This window comes from Bacillus sp. SA1-12 (assembly GCF_000981385.1).
Classification (GTDB): Bacteria; Bacillota; Bacilli; order Bacillales; family Bacillaceae; genus Metabacillus.
In genome coordinates this window covers 124,887-144,535 of sequence record NZ_LATZ01000120.1, presented here as the reverse complement: position 1 = coordinate 144,535, position 19,649 = coordinate 124,887, and the positions used below count along the sequence as shown (strand labels likewise).

The following is a 19,649-nucleotide window of genomic DNA, read 5'->3' as shown; positions in this document are numbered from 1 at the left end:
GAAAAATTTATAATTTTAATGGGAGAACCAAAAAAACACGTTTGGTTCATAAATGAAGAGGAGGATGGGATGAATGAAATATCGTCGCTTAGGAAGATCCGGATTAAAAGTAAGTGAGGTAAGCTTAGGAAGCTGGTTAACATTTGGAGCTTCAACTGAAAAGGAAAAAGCGATTCAAACAATTGAGACCGCTTACGACTTAGGGGTAAATTCATTTGATACAGCCAATGTGTATGCAAGAGGAGAATCAGAAAAAGTAGTTGGTGAAGCGCTTAGCAAGTATGCCCGCGATTCTTATGTGCTGGCAACAAAAGTGTTTTGGCCGATGGGAGATGGTCCGAATGATCGAGGCCTGTCAAGGAAGCATGTATTTGAACAGCTTCATGCAAGTTTAAAACGATTAAAAACAGATTATGTTGATATCTATTATTGCCATCGCTATGATCCAGAAACACCTGTTGATGAAACATTAAGAACAATTGATGATTTAATTCGTCAAGGAAAGATTTTGTATGCTGGGGTCAGTGAATGGACTGCACAGCAAATCCAAGAAGCGGTAGGCACAGCTGATAAATATTTATTAAACCGTATTGTTGTCAATCAACCGAACTATAGTATGTTACAGCGCTATATTGAAAAAGAGGTTCTTCCAGTATGTGAACAACATGGTATTAGTCAAATTGTGTTTTCGCCACTAGCACAGGGAGTACTGACAGGAAAATATACCTTAAGCAATCGTGCTCCAGAAGGAAGCCGTGCTACAGATTCGAAGGCAAACATGCATATGGGTCAATTATTAACAGATGACACCTTGCTAAAAGTTGATAAATTAGGCGGAATTGCAAAAGAGCTTGATATAAGCTTATCACAATTAGCCATTGCCTGGATTTTACGTCAGCCTGGCGTTGCTAGTACATTGGTTGGTGCAACAAAACCAGAGCAAATCATTGAAAATGTAAAAGGAGCAGGAGTGACATTACCAGAGGAAGTCATTTCAAGCATTGAAGATATTTTAAAGTAAGGGGAGAAAGCTTTGAAAAAAGTCGTAGTTACCGGAGGAAGCGGCCTCTTAGGTCAATGGGTGTTAAAAGAGTTTGTTGCGGGCGGTTATGAGGTCGTAAATGCAGATTTAAAGCATCCAGAGGAACCGATTTGTAAAACGGTCATAACCGATTTGCAAAATCTTGGCGAGGTGTATGGTGTCCTTGCTGGAGCAGATGCGGTTGTCCATCTGGCAGCGATCCCAGTCGCCTATTCACACCCAAATGAGGTAACGTTTAAAAACAATGTCATGTCTTCTTATAATGTATTAGAAGCGGCGGGGACACTTGGAATTAAAAAAGCAGTTATTACCTCAAGCGAGTCATCATATGGCATTGTGTTTGCGGTAAGTGAATTATCTCCTCAATATGCCCCAATTGATGAAGATCATCCGCAGCTGCCTGAGGACAGCTATGGGTTATCAAAGATCGTGAATGAACAAACAGCAGATATGATTCACCGCCGGACCGGAATGCAGGTTGTCTCTATGAGACTGGGCAATGTGATTGCTCCTGCGATGTATGAAAGATTTCCGTCCTTCATCGATGATCCGCATCAACGTAAGGTCATCATGTGGAGCTATATCGATGCTAGAGATGCTGCAATTGCTTACCGTTTAGCTGTAGAAACGGATGGTCTTGGTTCGGTTGCTTTAAATATTGCTGCAGACGACACAAGTATGAACATAGAAAGCAAAGAGCTAATGGAGACCATTTATCCAACTGCTGAGATCCGTAAGCAATTGGATAAATATGAAACACTGTTTTCCAACGAAAAAGCAAAAAGGCTATTAAACTGGGAGCCTAAGCATAGCTGGAGAAATTATGTAATGGTAAATAAATAAGCTAAAAAGGGAACGAAACGGTTTGAGACCGTTGATCGTTCCCTTTTGTATTTATAAGGCGGGGCCATAATACCTTTGGCGCATAAAATAAAAACCATTTGCTATCACAATTCAAAATATATTACACTGTGAAGGGATCATTGCTGTCCTTCAAGGCTGTTTTTAGTTTAAGGATAACTAGTTTTTTGTGTCTAGCTCCAGCGCCAGCCATTCATGAAATTGAAGGCAATGAACGCCTCCTATTCATGAGCGTCTTATTTTTCCTTAGCTCTAGCAAGGCGCTTGCCCTTTTCTTACATATACACAGAGAGGAATCGATTGATGTTACACGAATTTACTTTACAAGTACCGTTTAAGCGGATTGATGAATACACAGAAACGCTGAATGCGGCGGGAATATACAATCTTTATTATGAATCCCCAATTGAAATCATTAAAGTCCAGAATGGCTATGGTTATGAAGAAAAAGAAAACGAGAATGTTGAGTTAAAAATTTATGCTAGTGATGTAGAAGTCGATCATTTACCAGAAGCGTATTTTGCCCTTTTAGAAGAAACATTATCTATTCCAAGAGAAGACATAAGCTATATTTCCCGTGAAGAAACAGACTGGGAGGAGACCTATGAATTTGAGGATATTGATCTAGGAAATGGCTGGGTTATTATGTATCCAAATTCTCATGCAAAATATGATGATTTGCATGTGTTAAAATTCGATCCATTGGCTGCATTTGGAACAGGACTTCATGAAACGACCCAAGGCTGTTTACGAATGATTTTGGATAGGGATCTTACAGGGAAAAGCGTCCTTGATTTAGGAACTGGTTCAGGGATGCTGACGATTGCTGCTTCCCTTAAAGGGGCTGAAAAAGTCGTTGCCGTTGATTATGAGGAGGTTGCAAGGGAGCTTTATCATAATGCTGAATTAAATCATCTAACGAACACAATTGAAGTCGTGCAAGCCGATTTAATAACGGGTGATTATACGATCGATAATCAATATGATCTCATTTTAATCAATATTGGTGCAAATGAAACGATGAGTATTTTGGAGAGACATGACCTTTTAAAAAACAGCAATGATTTTATCATCTCGGGTTTGGTTGAATGGCATATTGATCAACTTATTGCAGTTTTTGAATCAGGCGGTTTTTCTATTAAAGAAAAAGCACAAACGAATGAATGGGTAACAATACATTTTTCAAAAGCATAGCCGATTTGCCTCGAAGGGTCTGACTCTTTGATTTGGAGTCAGACCCTTCATTAGTTTAGGAAACGATAGCGATTAATCGGCCTTCCGATTCCGCCATATTCAATTTGAATTTTTACACTTCCCGATTGTTCCATGTATTCAAGATATCTCCTTGCAGTAACACGGGCAATGCCAATTCCTTCTGCAACCTCTTCGGCGGAAACAGCCTGGCTTTGTTTTTTTAAATAATCACTTATTTTTTCCAATGTAAGAGCATTAAGACCTTTTGGAAGTTGTTTTTGCTCAGTTTTAGAGGATTGAAATCGGATTAAATCCAGCTCCTGTTGAGTAATTGCGTCTTTTTCTTGAAGCTTTACATAATAGCTTCGGTAATTTGTCAGAGCTTGTCTGATTCGGTCAGACTTAAAAGGCTTCATAATGTAATCAATTGCCCCAAGCTGCAGTACCTGCCGGACAGTTTCGATATCGCTTGCAGCTGTGATGGCAATAACATCGGTATTAAGTCCTTCGGAACGAATTTGCTTGATCGTTGTTACCCCATCTTGATTTGGCATATAGATGTCAACTAAAGCTAAATCAGGCTTTTCCTTTTTGATAAACTCGATTCCTTCCTTTCCATTAGAAACAGAACCAATAACAGTGAAGCCTTCTACTTGTTCAACAAATTGTTTATTGATTTCTTGAACCATCGGATCATCCTCAATCAATAACACACGTGTTGCAGTACTTTTCATAGAAAAATTCCTCCATATCTCTACAGATTAAAGGTGATGGTAAAGGATGTACCTTGCTCAAGCGTGGATTCCACTTGGATTGTCCCATTTGCTTTAGAAATGATTTCATTTACTAAAAACAAACCGATCCCTCTGTTTGAACCTTCTTTCGTAGAGAAGCCTTCTTGAAAAATGAAAGCTTCTGCTTCTTTCGGTATTCCTTTTCCATTGTCCTCCACAAGGACGGATAACAGATTTTCATGCTGTTCGATACTTACATATATTTCTTGTTCTTTCCCATTGAAGTCTTTAAAGGAGTCAAATGCGTTCTCAATCAGGTTTCCTAGGATAACGACAAAGTCATGATCATCTAGAGGCGGCGGGAATGATGTCAATTTGCTATGACGATCAATATGAACCGTAATGCCCAGCTCCTTTCCGCGGCTAACCTTGCTTAAAAGAAGACCTGATAGACTTTCGCTATGGATGTTTTTAGATAAAAATCGTGTGAGCTCTTCATGTTCTTCGGTTATTTGAAAGACATACTCTAATGCTCTCGTTTTATGGCCAAGCTGAAGCAAGCCGGCTATTGTATGGAGTTTGTTCATATGTTCATGATTTTGGACGCGCAAAGCGCTAACGAACGCTTTTACTCCTGTTAATTCCTCAGCGAGCTTTTTCACTTCCGTCCGATCCTGGAAGATTGCAACAGCTCCAACGGTTTTTCCCTGCACTTTTATAGGAATGCGGTTTGAGACAATATTAAGGTTGCGAACGGTTAATTCTTTATTGTAGAGCGGTTTTTGCAGTTTTAGAATTTCAGGGAGCCTTGTATCAGGTATAATCAAATTAATGTTTCGACCAATGACGTCACCTGTAATCCCCATCATGCTTTTCGCTTTGTCATTGAAGATTGTAATCGTTTCATCTGTATCAATCGCAATTATGCCCTCATGCATCGCATTAAAGGTCTCTGTCCTCTCGATCACTAATTGAACAATTTCATGTGGTTCAAGATTAAACATTTCTTTTTTAATTCGCAAGGCTAAAAGCCATGCACCCCAGCCGCCGAATAAAAGTGAGATCCCGCCTGTTAAAAGTATCTCAAAACGGACATTCCAAATAATTTCTAAAAAAGTCGGAAGGATGTAGCCAACAACGACGACGCCTACCTGATAATGGTTTTTATTAATAATAGGAACAAACCCTCGTATAACCGTTCCGGCATCTCCTTTTGCTTTTGTTGTATAGGTAAGCTCAGCAAAAGCGGGTCTCTCATCATCACCTTGCGATTTTTTGCCAATCAGGCTTGGAACAGGATGGGACAGACGAATATGGTTCATATCCATAACAACAATATAATCAGCATCATGAATAATCCGCAGTGTTTCGACTCTGTCGTTAATCGTGCTCCTATCATCTTTCGTACCGGTAATAGCAGCGCTGATCTCGGGAACCTCAGCAACGGTACGGGCTGTTAACAGGGCGCGGTGCTTTAAATCATCCTCACGTGAATCAATAAAATTGCCGATAATAACAACACCGGCAAGCAACAAGGAAAAACTAACGATAAAAAAGATGAGACCCATAATTTTTGTTTTGATGGAAACGTAATGCATTTGGGAGTTCCTTTCTTTTCAAAAGAAGATGAACTTATTTTACCATGGAAAATAACACATGTTACAATGAACAGGATTAATAATGAGAGTAGATGGTAGAGAATGAAGTATTTAATCACCTCAAGTATTCTTGTCATCATCATCATACTATGTGTCCTATTCTATCCTTTTGAGTTATTTAGACAAGAAAAGATCAGTTATGACGACGAACAAAAAGGATTGTCTGATCAAATAACGATACGGTTTAGCCACGTGGTTGCTGAAAATACACCAAAGGGTTTAGCTGCACAGAAATTTGCCCATTTAGCATCTGATAAAACAAACGGATTAGTGAATGTTGAGGTTGTTCCTAATGGGACGTTATATACAGATGAAGAGGAATTGGATGCATTAATAAAAAACGACGTTCAAATGATCGCGCCTTCTGTATCAAAAATGACAAATTTAGCACCAGAATGGGGCTTATTTGACTTGCCTTTCTTGTTTCAAACGAATGAGGATGTGACAGATGTTTTTACGAGTGGAATCGGTAAAAACTTCTTAAAGCTGCATGAAGATGAAAACATCAAAGGGATGGCGTTGTGGAGCAATGGGATGAAACAGATGACAAGCAGTGTGAAAGCATTGAAAGTGCCTGAGGATTTTATTGGACAGCGTTTTAGGATTATGCCCAGCGAAATAATTGCAGAGCAGTTCCGGCGATTAGAAGCTGTGCCCATTCCGATGCCGTTTGACCAATTGTATGTTTCGCTTGAAGCAGATAAATTTGAAGGACAGGAAAATACCATTTCCAATATTTATTCACGACGATTATATGAGCTTCAAAACTATATGACGATTAGCAATCATGGATTCTTAGGGTATGTGGTATTAATGAATAAGGATTTTTGGAATAGTTTGCCTAAAGGAGTGCAAACAAGTTTAACAGAGGCTATGGATGAGACAACCGATTGGATGATCAAAGAATCCATGAAAATGAATAAACAACAACTTCAAGTGATTGACAATGAATCCATGATTGAGATTCATTATTTAACAGATGAAGAAAGGGAAGCCTGGTTAAACAAGCTTATGCCTGTTTATCATACGCTTTATGATCAGGTGAATGAAGAGTTTGTGAAGGATTTTATTGAACAAAGGATAGAGGAAATGGAAAGGGAGTAAAAGAATACTTTGTAGAAGATGGACAACATCTTCACAGGAAATCTTTTTTTTCTTTAAAGGTAAGAAAGGATAAAATTTTAACCTAGTTTTTGTGTCTAGCACCAGCACCCAGCCCATCTAGGGTCCAGGCAAAATGAAATTGTAGGCATTGCTCAAGGCTGAGCAATGCTCTTGCGCTTTTCTTAGTAAAAAGATTTTGATTAGGCTAAGTTGTATGAAATTATACCAAAAATCATTGTTTATGGCATCATGCCATGTTAGGATAAAATTAATAAATCACATATACGATTAGGAATCTCATATGTGATTTAGGAGGTCGTAACATGTCAGTAAAATCTGCTGAACGAGTATTAAAAGTATTTGAGCTATTAGCTCATCACAAAGAAGGTTTAACCATTAAAGAAATTAGTGAAAAGCTTTCGTTTCCACAGAGTAGTACATCAAATCTTATTGGCACTTTATATCAGGAAGGTTATTTAAACCAAGACTCTCATAAACGGTATAGATTAGGACCTAAGCTGATTCAAATAGGTACGCTTGCAATGGAGTCACTCGATATTTCTTCCCAAGGAACACCCTTTCTGAAAAAGTTAATGGAAGAAGTTCAAGAAACAGTATTCATGGCTGTACTATCCGCAGGACAGTTAGTCTATATCGTCAAAATAGACAATAACCGTTCGATTCGAACTACAGCTCAACCAGGTTATCGCAAACCGCTGTATTGCACAGGGTTAGGAAAGGCCTTTCTTGCTTTCTTACCTGAGCAGGAGAAAAATGCTATTTTGGACGATACGGAATTAACTCGGATTACAACGAATACGATAACAAATCGCCAGGAGTTAGAGGATAAATTAAACATGTTTGCTGAATTGGGATATTCCATTGATGATGAGGAAAATGAGGAAGGCCTCTATTGTCTGGCAGCCCCTATTTTTGGCGCGGACCGAACAATCCAAGCAGCTATTAGTGTTGCTGGGCCAAAAGAAAGAATGATCAACAGGAAGGATTTTATCGTCGAAAAGATTCTGCAAACAGCAAAGAATATTTCCAAAAGCATTGGCTATTCCTAAAAGCAGAAATGGAGGAGGAACATGGATGTTGTAGGCATAGAAGAAACAATGGTTTTGTTTTCTCCTCATACCCAAGGTCAGATGAGATACGCTAGAAATTTCTCATCTAAAATTGCTGGAGCCGAGACCAATACAATAATTGGGTTGGCAAAGCTTGGACACAACACTGGTTGGATCAGTCGGGTTGGGAAGGATGAATTCTGATCGTTCGTTCTTTCAGCAGTTAGAGGAGAAGGAGTCGATACAAGCCAGGTAACTGCTGACAAAAACGCCCCGACTGGTATCTTTTTTAAAGAAATGATGAATGAAAACAATGTTCGAATTTATTATTATCGTCAGCATTCTGCTGCGAGCTTCTTAACACCTGATGATATAGATGAAGCGTATATTGCAAATGCGAAATTTCTTTATATAACAGGTATTACACCTGCTCTCAGCACATCTTGCCGGGATAGTATTTTTCATGCGATTGAGCTCGCAAAGAAGCATGATGTAAAAGTAGTTTTTGACCCTAACTTACGCCGTAAATTATGGAATGAGGAAGAAGCGCATTCGGTGCTATTAGCAATCGCACAACAAGCAGATAACGTTTTGCCTGGAATTAGTGAAGGGGCTTTTTTATTTGGAACAGAAGATCCTCAAGAAATGGCGAAGCAGTTTTACTCCCATGGAATTGAAACCGTTATTATAAAACTTGGAGAAAAAGGGGCTTATTTTTCTACTCCAATAGAACAAGGATTTGTTCAAGGATTTAAGGTGGAAAAAATAATAGATCCCGTTGGGGCAGGCGATGGATTTGCTGCAGGGGTGCTTTCAGGTTTAATAGAAGGGCTTACTGTTAAAGAATCTGTCGTGAGGGGCTGTGCAATCGGTGCAACTGTTACAACTGTGAATGGAGATATTGAAGGTTTGCCTGATCGAGATGGATTGGAAGCGCTTCAACATCTATCAGATAGAGAAGATGTTACTCGATAAAAATATAGGAGGATCAATATTTTAATGAAAATACTGTCTAGCATTCTTGAAAACAAACTTATCGCTATTATCCGAGGAGCAAACCCGGAAAATATTGTCTCTATTGCCAAAGCATTGCATGGAGGCGGAGTAAACATGATTGAAATAACGATGAATTCGCCAAAGGCTTTAGCTGGTATTGAAGCCGTTACAGCAGAGCTTGGCGATCAAGTGCTTGTCGGTGCCGGTACCGTGTTAGATCCGGAAACGGCCAGAGCTGCCATTTTAGCAGGTGCCAAGTTCATCTTGTCTCCTACTGTTAATCCAGAAACCATTAATATGACAAAAAGATATGGAGCAGTAAGCATTCCTGGCGCCTTTACTCCAACTGAAATTCTATCAGCCTATGAAAGTGGCGGAGATATTATCAAAGTTTTTCCTGCAACATTAGGACCAAGCTACATAAAGGATATTCGCGGACCCCTTCCGCAAATACCGTTACTTCCAACAGGCGGTGTAGATGTCAGTAATATTCAGGATTATTTGAAAGCGGGTGCAGCAGGTTGCGGAATTGGCAGCGCACTTGTGAATACGAAGCAAGAGATAACTGCTGATTATCTAGAAAAAATATCAGAAAAAGCAAAACAATTTGTAGTAGCTGTAACATCTGACAATTAAACGAGGAGAGTGTTATTGATGAAAATTACAAACTATGAATTATTTCAAGTACCGCCACGTTGGTTATTTTTAAAAATAGAAACGGACGAAGGGATTACCGGCTGGGGTGAACCAGTTATTGAGGGCAGAGCAGCTACTGTAAAGACGGCTGTGGAAGAATTGATGGAATATCTAATTGGCAAAGACCCGCTTACAATTGAAGATCACTGGAATGTGATGTATCGCGCTGGTTTTTATCGTGGCGGCCCTATCTTAATGAGTGCTATTTCGGGAATTGACCAAGCGCTATGGGATATAAAAGGAAAATACTACAACGCACCTATTCACCAGCTGTTAGGAGGGAAAGCAAGAGAATCGATCAAGGTCTATTCGTGGATTGGAGGGGATCGTCCTGCAGATGTAGGAATTTCAGCGAAAGCGGTTGTGGACCAAGGCTTTACGGCGGTAAAAATGAATGGGACTGAAGAGCTTCAATATGTTGATTCTCACGAAAAAATTGATCAGGTTATTGAACGAATTGCAGCTGTCAGAGAGGCGGTAGGTCCTTATATTGGAATCGGAATTGATTTCCACGGACGAGTACATAAACCAATGGCGAAAATTTTAGCAAAAGAGCTTGAACCTTTCCGTCCAATGTTTATTGAGGAGCCTGTCTTGCCGGAGAATAATGAGGCGCTTCGTGACATTGCCAATCATGTAACCATTCCTATTGCAACAGGTGAAAGAATGTTCTCAAAATGGGATTTTAAAAATCTATTAATGGATGGATATGTCGATATTATTCAGCCGGATTTATCCCATGCAGGCGGTATTACGGAATGTAAAAAAATCATATCAATGGCTGAGGCATTTGATGTTGCGGCAGCTCCGCACTGTCCGTTAGGTCCAATTGCATTGGCTTCCTGTCTCCAAGTAGATGCTACATGCCACAATGCCTTTATTCAAGAACAGAGCCTGGGTATTCATTATAACCAAGGAAATGATTTACTAGATTACATTGCTGATAGCAGCGTATTCCAATATGAAAACGGATACGTAAACATTCCGGACGGCCCTGGATTAGGAATTGAAATCAATGAAGATTATGTAAGGAAAATGGCGGAAATCAGCCATAATTGGAGAAATCCTATCTGGAGACATGCAGATGGCAGTATTGCTGAATGGTGATAGAGATATAGAGGAATATGGCAAAGCAGTGACTGTTTATGAACCATGTTGTGCATAGGCAGTAAAGGCCAAAATGGGTAAAAGGGAAAGTAAAGTTGTTCATGATTAAGGTTGTGAAGTCCAAAACGGGTAAAAAAACAGTTAAAGTGTCCATTATCAAGGCTGTGAAGGCCAAAACGGTTAAAAGAAAGAGCTAAAATGTCCGTGATCAGAGCTGTGAAGGCCAAAACGGGCAAAAGAAAGAGCAAAAGAGTCCGTGATCAGAGCTGTGAAGGCCAAAACAACGAAAAGAAACAGTTAAAATGTCTGTGATAAACATTGTTGAAGCAGGACTGGTACCAATTGATGAATAAGCATGGACTATGACTGAAGAACAAAGTATACTAGACTATTCATTTAATCGTGGTATTCGGAATGGCACTCCTTCTTTTCTTTGTCATACTTTCTTTATAATACAGCTTTGGATGAAAATAATTATATAGGTGATTTGAGCAAACCTTTTAAGAGGTTTGCTCTTTTTTTAGCTATGTTAAAGTTCATTTTGAATTGTCGGTTTGTTGGCTGGAGCGGAAGGTTCGAGACTCCTGCGGAAGGGAACTAAGGGACAGGGGAGCTTGAGAAGGGTGATAAACGGCTCTGGACTTCCCGGGGAAAACCTCAAATAAGTTAAACCGTAAAATTAAGACCAAAAAGAACAAAAAGACCATTAAAACCATAAATATAATGTTTCTAAATTATCAGTTAATATAGAAAACAGAAAGATTGAAAGCGGTATCAATAAGGGGTGAATGATAAATGAAACTTAATTTTAAAAATTTAACGGTTCAGGTAATTATTGGGATTATTCTGGGGATCACGATTGGATTTCTTTTCCCGGAGTTTGGAGCACAGCTAAAGGTATTAGCTGATATTTTTATTAAGCTTATTAAGATGGTTATCGCACCAATTATCTTCTTCACGATTGTCATTGGAATTGGCAGTATGGGAGATTTAAAGAAGGTTGGCAGAATTGGCGGCAAAGCCTTGCTCTATTTTGAAATTGTCACAACCTTTGCATTAGCAATTGGAATTATCGTTGTTTCCATTATTCAGCCGGGTAATGGCTTTAATACGAGCGGTGCTGATGGGGCTGATGTCTCTCAATATACGGAACAGGCAGAGGAAACAAGCCATGGGTTTATGGATTTTGTCATGAGCATTGTACCTGAAAATGCAGTTGCCGCATTAGCAGGCGGAGAGTTGTTGCCAATCCTTTTCTTTGCGGTATTATTTGGAATTGCAACGGCATCATTAGGCGAAAAAGCATCACCGGTTATCTCGTTATTTGAAAAATTAACGGATATTTTCTTTACAATAGTTAATATGATCATGAAAATATCACCTATTGCAGCATTTGGAGCAATGGCGTACACAATTGGTAACTTTGGAATTGAGTCTCTTGTAAATTTAGGAAAATTAATGGGTTCTGTGTATATCACGATGTTTTTCTTTGTTGTCCTTGTTTTAGGTGCGATTGCAAAATTTTATAAGTTTAATATATTTAGCTTCATCAAATATATTAAAGAAGAAATTTTACTTGTACTTGGTACCTCATCCTCAGAATCTGCACTTCCAAAAATGATGGAAAAACTCGAAAAGTATGGGTGTTCCAAATCGGTAGTAGGCCTTGTTGTGCCAACAGGCTATTCCTTTAATCTAGATGGAACTTCGATTTATCTGTCCATGGCAGCCATTTTTATTGCCCAAGCCTATGGCGTGGATCTATCAATTTGGCAGTTAGCAACATTACTGGGTGTATTAATGCTTACCTCAAAGGGTGCAGCAGGTGTAACCGGTTCAGGTTTTATAACATTGGCGGCAACATTAGCTGCGTTTCCGATGATTCCAGTTGAAGGAATGGCGCTTCTTTTAGGTGTGGACCGCTTTATGTCGGAAGCTCGTGCCATCACCAATTTAATTGGTAACGGTGTAGCAACAGTAGTTGTTGCGAAGTCAGAAAATGAGTTTGATCCAAATGGGTATGTTGAAGCTGAAGCGAATAATGAAACGGAATCAAGTTCACCGAGTTATGACACATCTGTAAGTGCTTCCGTAAAATAAAATACTATCATGGATGGTGAGACTTAGGTTGACTCAAATTGGGTCAGCCTATTTTAATGGCTGTGGAAAAAGGTAATGATCTAAAAAAATAGAACTTCTATCAAGAGGATCGTTTAAGGAGGTCATGTCATGCATTCAAAACTATGCGAAATGTTAGGTATCAGCTATCCTATTATTCAGGCAGGGATGGCTGGAGGTGCCACAACCGTTGATTTGGTAGCAAGTGTATCTGAAGCAGGGGCCCTTGGGACATTAGGTGCTGCATATATGAAGCCTGAAATGATAAGGGAAGCCATTTGGAAAATAAAAGACCGGACAAATCGTCCCTTTGCTGTTAATTTGTTTTGTACCTCAATGAAGGATCATACTAAAAATCTCACAGAGGTACAGTCGGTCTTAAATCGATTTCGCAACAATTTAGGTGTCCCTCAAGGAGAAGAAACCGTAAAAACTGCTGATGATTTTGAGGAGCAGTTTCAGGTCGTAATTGATGAAAATGTGCCGATCATCAGTACTGCATTTGGTCTGCTGTCGAGAGAAAAAATGGAGATCGTGAAAAGGAAAGGTGTAAAAGTCATTGCGATGGTCACAACGGTTCGTGAGGCAATCATGGCTGAAGCGGCTGGAGCCGATGTCATTGTTGCGCAAGGAAGTGATGCAGGGGGACATCGAAGCACATTTGATATCCACGAGCATCCAAATGGAGCGAATATCGGAACATTTTCGCTAATTCCCCAAGTCGTTGATCATGTGAAAATCCCGGTTATTGCTGCAGGAGGAATTATGGATGGAAGAGGAATGCTCGCAGCAATTGTCTTAGGTGCAGGGGGAATACAAATGGGCACACAATTTTTAACAAGCAAAGAATCCGGAATTCATCCCCTTTATAAACAAGCATTATCAGATAGTACCGAGGAAAGCACAGTTCTAACAAAAAGCTTTTCCGGACGCCCAGCCAGAGGGATTAAAAATGTGTTTATTACGGAATTTGAAAAGGCAGGTGTTGCTCCTTTACCATTTCCGAGTCAAAACACATTAACAGGAGATATCCGAAAGGCTGCTGCTGCACAGAATAATCCTAACTATATGTCATTATGGTCTGGACAGGCAACCAGATTGCTAAAGGAGGATAAGTCGGCTGAAACAATCATCAAAGAGGTGTTAGAGGAAATGGAAGAGGCCTTGCAGAATTTAAATAAAAACTAATACTCTTTCAAAGCCATGTATTCCGATCAAATTCCAATTATTATTTGATAATTTTCAAATTTGATGGATATTTTAATAGATGAAAATATGATATGATAGTATATATTTTATTGTGTAAAGGAGCTTTCTTATGGAAAAAGTACTTGTTTTTGGTCATAAAAACCCAGATACAGATACAATCTGTTCTGCGATTGCGTATGCTGAGCTGAAAAATAAAATTGGACAAAACGCTGAGCCTGTACGTTTAGGTGAAATTAACGGCGAAACACAATATGCGCTTAACTACTTTAAAAAAGATGCACCTCGTTTAGTAGAAAAAGTAGCTGGAGAAGCAAGTGAAGTTATTTTAGTTGACCATAACGAGCGTCAACAAAGTGCAGATGATATTACAGCGGTTCGCGTGCTTGAAGTAATCGACCACCACAGAATCGCAAACTTTGAGACAAGTGATCCACTATACTACCGTGCAGAGCCTGTTGGATGTACTGCAACTATTCTTAACAAAATGTACAAAGAGCATGGTGTGCAAATTGAAAAAGAAACAGCTGGATTAATGTTATCAGCGATTATTTCTGATTCTCTACTATTTAAATCACCAACATGCACGCAACAAGATGTTGACGCAGCAAAAGAATTAGCTGAAATCGCTGGAGTTGATGCAAATACATATGGCTTAGACATGCTTAAAGCGGGTGCTGATCTAAGCGATAAAACAGTTGAGCAATTAATTTCTCTTGATGCGAAAGAATTCCAAATGGGATTAAGCAAAGTGGAAATTGCCCAGGTTAATGCCGTTGATACAAATGATGTGCTTGTAAATAAAGCTGAAATTGAAGCAGCACTTTCAAAAGTTGTAGCTGAGAAGGGTTTAGATTTATTCTTATTCGTTGTAACAGATATTTTAACAAACGATTCTGTTGCTGTAGCTATCGGTAATGAAGCAAGCAAAGTTGAGCAAGCATATAACGTTGAGCTTGATAACAACCAAGCAGTGCTTAAGGGTGTTGTTTCACGTAAAAAACAAATCGTGCCTGTATTAACAGAAGCATTTACTAAGTAAGAAATATAGAAGCCATTCGCCTTATTTATACAAGGTGAATGGCTTCTTTTTTTGTTTTGTATTTAGTTTTTGTGTCTGCCAGCGTCACAGCCACTTAAGAAATGAAGGCAAAGAGCTCCTTCTATTCATGAGAGTCTTATTTTTCCCTATACTGAGAAGGTGCTTGCATTTATTTAAGGATGATTGTGAGCAGGAAGAAGGAAAAGCCGCTATGAGTAAAGAAATAGATTTTGAGAACGTTAATTACTTGTAGGAGGAAATTCCAATGGCTTTCATTCAATGTCAATTTTTTTCTGAAGTATTATCTTTAAGTACATCAATGACGGTTATTCTGCCACAGCAAACAAGCTCACAGATCGGGCTGGAAAACAGACAAATGGCGGATAAGCATAAAACACTTTATCTTCTCCATGGTTTTAGCGATGATGATACGATTTGGACACGTCGCACCTCAATTGAACGATATGTGGCCCCGCTTGGTCTGGCAGTTGTTATGCCGCAGGTTCATCAAAGTTTTTACACTGACATGAAATATGGCAATCGCTATTGGGCATTTTTAACAGAGGAATTGCCAACGATTGCACGATCTTTCTTTCCATTATCCTCGAGAAGAGAGGATAACTTTGTAGCAGGTTTATCTATGGGCGGCTATGGTGCTTTAAAATGGGCGCTGCGTCATCCTAATGTCTTTTCTGCAGCTGCGAGTTTATCTGGAGCCGTAGACATGGCAAGCTGGATCAAGCAGGATGGACATTTAGACAATGTGTTCCATCTCATTTTCGGTGATGAAGAGATAAAAGATACAGAACATGATCTTTTGTGGCTTTTAGAACAGGGAGAAAAGGCAGCAGGTCAACCAAAGCCTTCCATCTATCAATGCTGCGGGACAGAGGATTTCCTCTATGAAAGTAATTTAACCTTTAGGGCAAAATGTGAGCAGACCAGTTATGAATTAACCACAGATTTTGGGCCAGGCACACATGATTGGGCTTATTGGGATGAAAAGATTCAAGATGTATTAGAGTGGCTTCCATTAGATAAGAAATAAACATTTATACATTTTCAATGTGAAGAGGAACTTTTTGTATGGCATAATCAAATATAGTATAGCAGTGGATTCATCGTAATCCATTGTTTTTTTATGAACAGAATTATTTAATCTTTTTCTATCAACATGTTAATTTTAGCAAAAGTTTGTAGATAATAAATAATTAATGAAAATAGCTAATATCTGCTTTAGTAACTTATAGTATAATAATGGAGGTTAAGTAAATGTTGGGAAGGTGGAATCACTTGATAAAATTATGCATCTCTTTATTCATACTTATTTACGTGTTCATTTCACCTGTTCCTAATTTAAAGGGCCAATTGAAAATTGATCATTCCGAAAAAGAGCTTTTACCTCTGCTTTTTGAATTGGAGATAGAAGCTTCTAAATTAGCGTCGTTTAAAGAATTGAAAGTGACAAAAATATTAACTTCATTTCATAGTAATGATAACTACGTTATACATACAATTGGAATTGATCAAATTTTGCTAAGCTTAACCGAATTTTTCCCTCGTGATAAGTCCTTTCTCATTGTGAAAAAATGCCAATCAAATTACCTATCTAAAATATTGATATCATGATCAATTAAAAGGATTTGAAGGTAATCATTCATCATAATGAAGGTAGGAGATTGTAAACAATGGTCAAAAAAAGTCGCATTGTCGCATTTTTTATTTTTCTTGTCGTTTTTTCAAGCATCATGATGGCGACATCTAAAGATATTTTAAACAATATTAAGTTAGGCCTCGATTTGCAAGGTGGTTTTGAAATTCTTTATGAAGTAAAACCTGCAAAAGAAGGACAAGTGATTGACGAAAAGGCACTTGCAGCAACTGCTGAAGCTTTAGATAAACGTGTAAACATCTTAGGTGTCAGCGAGCCTAACATCCAAATCGAAGGTGAAAATCGCATTCGTGTTCAATTAGCAGGTGTTGATGATCAAAATGAGGCACGAGAGATTTTATCAACTGAAGCAAACCTCTCTTTTCGTGATGCAAATGACCGTCTAATGATGGATGGTTCTGATCTTGCAGAGGGAGGAGCAGAACAAACCTTTGATGAGAATGGAAAGCCAAGTGTTTCAATAAAATTAAAAAGCGCAGATAAATTTCGTGATGTAACCCAGGAAATCGTTAATCTTGCACCAAACAACGTTTTAGCTATTTGGCTGGACTTTGAAGAAGGCAAGGACTCTTTTGTTAAAGAAAGTGCAAAGCCTCAACCGAAATACATTTCTGCACCAGTAGTAAATCAGGTCTTTAATCAAAATACGGTGTCGATTGTAGGAGATTTTACGATAGAGGAAGCAAAAAATTTAGCTGATATTCTAAATGCAGGTGCTCTGCCTGTGAAACTGGATGAAATCTACTCCACTTCAGTAGGTGCTTCATTTGGTGAACAAGCAATGGATAAAACCGTATTTGCAGGCATTATTGGAGTTCTGGCTGTTTATCTCTTTATGATTTTTTACTATCGTTTTCCCGGCTTCATTGCCACGATTACGTTAACTATTTACAGCTATTTAACTGTTCTCGTTTTTGATTGGATGAACGTGGTGTTAACTCTTCCAGGTATTGCAGCTCTTATTTTAGGTGTGGGCATGGCGGTAGATGCCAATATCATTACTTATGAGCGGATAAGAGAGGAAATTAAAGTTGGAAAATCAATGCAAGCTGCGTTTAAAGCTGGTAATCAAAGCTCCTTTTCTGCCGTTACCGATGCCAACTTAACGACACTTTTAGCTTCTGCTGTTCTTTTCTTTTATGGGACAAGTTCTGTAAAAGGTTTTGCAACAAGCTTAATTATTGGGATACTTGGAAGCTTTTTGACAAACGTCTATCTTTCAAGATGGTTGCTTGGCCTATGGGTGAACAGTAAAATCTTTAATAAAAAACCAGGTTGGTTTGGCGTGAAGAAAAAAGAAATTCACCATATTTCTGAAAACTTTGATACGCTTGATCTTCCTACTAAATTCGATCGTTTTGATTTTGTAAAACATCGCAGAAAGTTTTTTGCATTTTCAGGTTTGGTCCTCCTATTAGGTATCATTTGCTTATTCGTCCTTCGCTTAAATCTCGGCATTGACTTTACAAGCGGGACAAGAGTGGAGCTGCTTTCAGATAAACCTCTTAATACGGAGATGGTTGAATCTGAACTTGAAAAGATCGATCTGCCGACAGATGATATCGTTATTTCAGGTGAAGAGAATAACTTGGCTGTAGCGAGGTATAAAGGAATCCTTTCAAAAGCTGAAATCGCAACGTTAAAAAGCCACTTTAACAAAGAATTAGGGGCAGAGCCAAATGTAAGCAGCGTGACACCGACTGTGGGAAAAGAGCTTGCAAAAAATGCTTTGACTGCATTGCTCATTTCGGTTGTTGGCTTAATCATTTTCGTTACCTTCCGTTTTGAACTTCGAATGGCAGTTTCAGCGGTCATCGCTCTTTTATATGCAACATTTTTTGTCATTCCGTTCTTTAGTATTACTGGTCTTGAAGTAGATATAACCTTTATTGCTGCACTTTTAACAGTTGTGGGCTATTCGATAAACGATACAATTGTAACTTTTGACCGCATGCGTGAGAATATGCAAAGAAGAAGGTATTTAAAGACATATGAAGATATCGTGGATGTCGTAAATACAAGCTTACGTCAAACATTGGGCCGTTCCGTTAACACGGTTTTAATGGTTGCGATCACCGTTCTATCGCTTCTGATCTTTGGAAGTGAAGCGATTCGCCCATTTTCAATTGCTTTATTAGTCGGTTTAATCGTTGGAACCTATTCCTCTATTTTCATTGCGGCTCAGCTGTGGGTAGAATGGAAGTATAAAGAATTGAAGAAAAAAGGTGTTATTAAAACCTTTAAAGAGAAACGTGTAGTTTCAGATGAACCACAAGTGTAAAAAGTAATATAATTGTTTAAAAGGCACAGAGGTTAAACTAACCTCTGTGTTTTTATTTTTCCAAGGAATGATAGAATTCATAAAATATGGATTAGCTTTCATGTTTCATTTTCAGCATCTTGCGGCCAAGGAACTATCCTTAAAAAAGATAGAAATTAAAGGTAAGAAAGCGTATGGGACAAACTTTAGCAGGAGGCCCGAAGAATTGTCCTATAGAAAGCACCAAAAGGACAAACCCTAGCGAGAGAGCAGGAGAAATGTCTCATAGAAAGCACTAAAAGGACAAACCCTGACAAGAGACCCGAAGAATTGTCCCGTAGAAAGCATCAAAGGGACAAACCTTGGCAAGGAGTTGGAGAAAAATCTTATAGAAAGAATCAAAGGGACAAACCTTGGCAAGGGAGTTGGAGAAAAATTTTATAGAAAGTATCAAAGGGACAAACCCTAGCAAAAGAGCTAGAGAAAAGTCTCATAGAAGGCACCAAAAGGACAAACTCTAGTGAGAGAGCTGGAGAAATGTCTCATAGAAAGCACCAAAAGGCCAAACCCTAGCAAAAGAGTTAGAGAAATGTCTCATAGAATGCACCAAAAGGCCAAACCTCGATAAGAGACCAGAAGAAATGTCCCGTAGAAAACATCAAAAGGCCAAACCTTGGCAAGAGACCCGAAGAAGTGTTCCATAGAAGGCACCAAAAGGACAAACCCTGACAAGAGACCTGAAGAAGTGTCCCGTAGAAAGCATCAAAGGACAATCATCCGAAAGGAGAACCGGAGAAGTGTCTCATTGAAAGCATCATCAAAGAGACAAACCCGGCAAGAGAACGAAAGAAATGTCTATAAAAGACCCCAAAAAGAAAAAACTAAACGT

General features: G+C 38.8%; 15 protein-coding genes and 1 pseudogene. 14 read left to right on the top strand and 2 right to left on the bottom strand.

Features of this window, described 5'->3' with window-relative positions:
* Positions 1 to 73 precede the first annotated feature (73 nt).
* From WQ54_RS22585 to WQ54_RS22575, 3 genes are all read left to right on the top strand, one after another.
* Entirely contained in the window at positions 74 to 1,021 is a 948-nt protein-coding gene (locus tag WQ54_RS22585) for an aldo/keto reductase family protein (RefSeq protein ID WP_046587601.1), read from the top strand.
* A 12-nt stretch (positions 1,022 to 1,033) separates the two neighbouring features.
* A complete protein-coding gene (locus WQ54_RS22580; protein WP_046587600.1) occupies positions 1,034 to 1,885 on the top strand; it encodes an NAD(P)-dependent oxidoreductase in 852 nt (283 codons plus the stop codon).
* A 321-nt stretch (positions 1,886 to 2,206) separates the two neighbouring features.
* The gene (locus WQ54_RS22575; protein WP_046587598.1) at positions 2,207 to 3,097 is read left to right on the top strand and encodes a 50S ribosomal protein L11 methyltransferase; all 891 of its coding nucleotides are present in this window, start codon (positions 2,207 to 2,209) and stop codon (positions 3,095 to 3,097) included.
* Positions 3,098 to 3,147: 50 nt separating this feature from the next.
* Here the strand turns inward: WQ54_RS22575 and WQ54_RS22570 are convergent, their stop codons facing one another.
* Complete coding sequence (locus tag WQ54_RS22570) at positions 3,148 to 3,831, bottom strand: response regulator (protein WP_046587596.1); 684 nt, start codon at positions 3,829 to 3,831, stop codon at positions 3,148 to 3,150.
* A 20-nt stretch (positions 3,832 to 3,851) separates the two neighbouring features.
* Positions 3,852 to 5,429, bottom strand: coding sequence for a sensor histidine kinase (locus tag WQ54_RS22565; RefSeq protein ID WP_046587594.1), 1,578 nt, complete (start codon positions 5,427 to 5,429; stop codon positions 3,852 to 3,854).
* A gap of 102 nt (positions 5,430 to 5,531) precedes the next feature.
* Here WQ54_RS22565 and WQ54_RS22560 point away from each other — a divergent pair, with 102 nt between their 5' ends.
* The 11 genes and pseudogenes from WQ54_RS22560 to secDF all read left to right on the top strand — a co-directional run bounded on the left by WQ54_RS22560 (position 5,532) and on the right by secDF (position 18,781).
* Positions 5,532 to 6,593 (top strand): DctP family TRAP transporter solute-binding subunit, encoded by a 1,062-nt coding sequence (locus WQ54_RS22560; RefSeq protein WP_046587592.1) that lies wholly within the window; start codon positions 5,532 to 5,534, stop codon positions 6,591 to 6,593.
* A gap of 323 nt (positions 6,594 to 6,916) precedes the next feature.
* Positions 6,917 to 7,663 carry an IclR family transcriptional regulator gene (locus tag WQ54_RS22555; protein ID WP_046587591.1) on the top strand — a complete coding sequence of 249 codons (747 nt, stop codon included), beginning with the start codon at positions 6,917 to 6,919 and terminating at the stop codon, positions 7,661 to 7,663.
* 21 nt (positions 7,664 to 7,684) lie between these two features.
* A pseudogene (locus tag WQ54_RS22550) lies at positions 7,685 to 8,638 on the top strand (sugar kinase).
* 24 nt (positions 8,639 to 8,662) lie between these two features.
* Positions 8,663 to 9,295 carry a bifunctional 4-hydroxy-2-oxoglutarate aldolase/2-dehydro-3-deoxy-phosphogluconate aldolase gene (locus WQ54_RS22545; protein ID WP_046587589.1) on the top strand — a complete coding sequence of 211 codons (633 nt, stop codon included), beginning with the start codon at positions 8,663 to 8,665 and terminating at the stop codon, positions 9,293 to 9,295.
* A gap of 18 nt (positions 9,296 to 9,313) precedes the next feature.
* Positions 9,314 to 10,462 (top strand): galactonate dehydratase, encoded by a 1,149-nt coding sequence (dgoD, locus tag WQ54_RS22540; RefSeq protein ID WP_046587587.1) that lies wholly within the window; start codon positions 9,314 to 9,316, stop codon positions 10,460 to 10,462.
* A 795-nt stretch (positions 10,463 to 11,257) separates the two neighbouring features.
* Positions 11,258 to 12,562 (top strand): dicarboxylate/amino acid:cation symporter, encoded by a 1,305-nt coding sequence (locus tag WQ54_RS22535; protein WP_084822274.1) that lies wholly within the window; start codon positions 11,258 to 11,260, stop codon positions 12,560 to 12,562.
* A gap of 129 nt (positions 12,563 to 12,691) precedes the next feature.
* A complete protein-coding gene (locus WQ54_RS22530; RefSeq protein WP_046587586.1) occupies positions 12,692 to 13,768 on the top strand; it encodes a nitronate monooxygenase family protein in 1,077 nt (358 codons plus the stop codon).
* 130 nt (positions 13,769 to 13,898) lie between these two features.
* Complete coding sequence (locus WQ54_RS22525) at positions 13,899 to 14,828, top strand: manganese-dependent inorganic pyrophosphatase (RefSeq protein WP_046587584.1); 930 nt, start codon at positions 13,899 to 13,901, stop codon at positions 14,826 to 14,828.
* A gap of 265 nt (positions 14,829 to 15,093) precedes the next feature.
* Complete coding sequence (locus WQ54_RS22520) at positions 15,094 to 15,876, top strand: alpha/beta hydrolase family protein (protein WP_046587583.1); 783 nt, start codon at positions 15,094 to 15,096, stop codon at positions 15,874 to 15,876.
* Between the two features lie 245 nt (positions 15,877 to 16,121).
* Positions 16,122 to 16,457, top strand: a complete 336-nt coding sequence (locus WQ54_RS22515; RefSeq protein ID WP_156178082.1) for a hypothetical protein — start codon at positions 16,122 to 16,124, stop codon at positions 16,455 to 16,457.
* A 59-nt stretch (positions 16,458 to 16,516) separates the two neighbouring features.
* Positions 16,517 to 18,781: a protein translocase subunit SecDF gene (secDF, locus tag WQ54_RS22510; RefSeq protein ID WP_046587579.1), complete on the top strand. Its 2,265-nt coding sequence runs from the start codon at positions 16,517 to 16,519 to the stop codon at positions 18,779 to 18,781.
* The last annotated feature ends 868 nt before the right edge of the window (positions 18,782 to 19,649 follow it).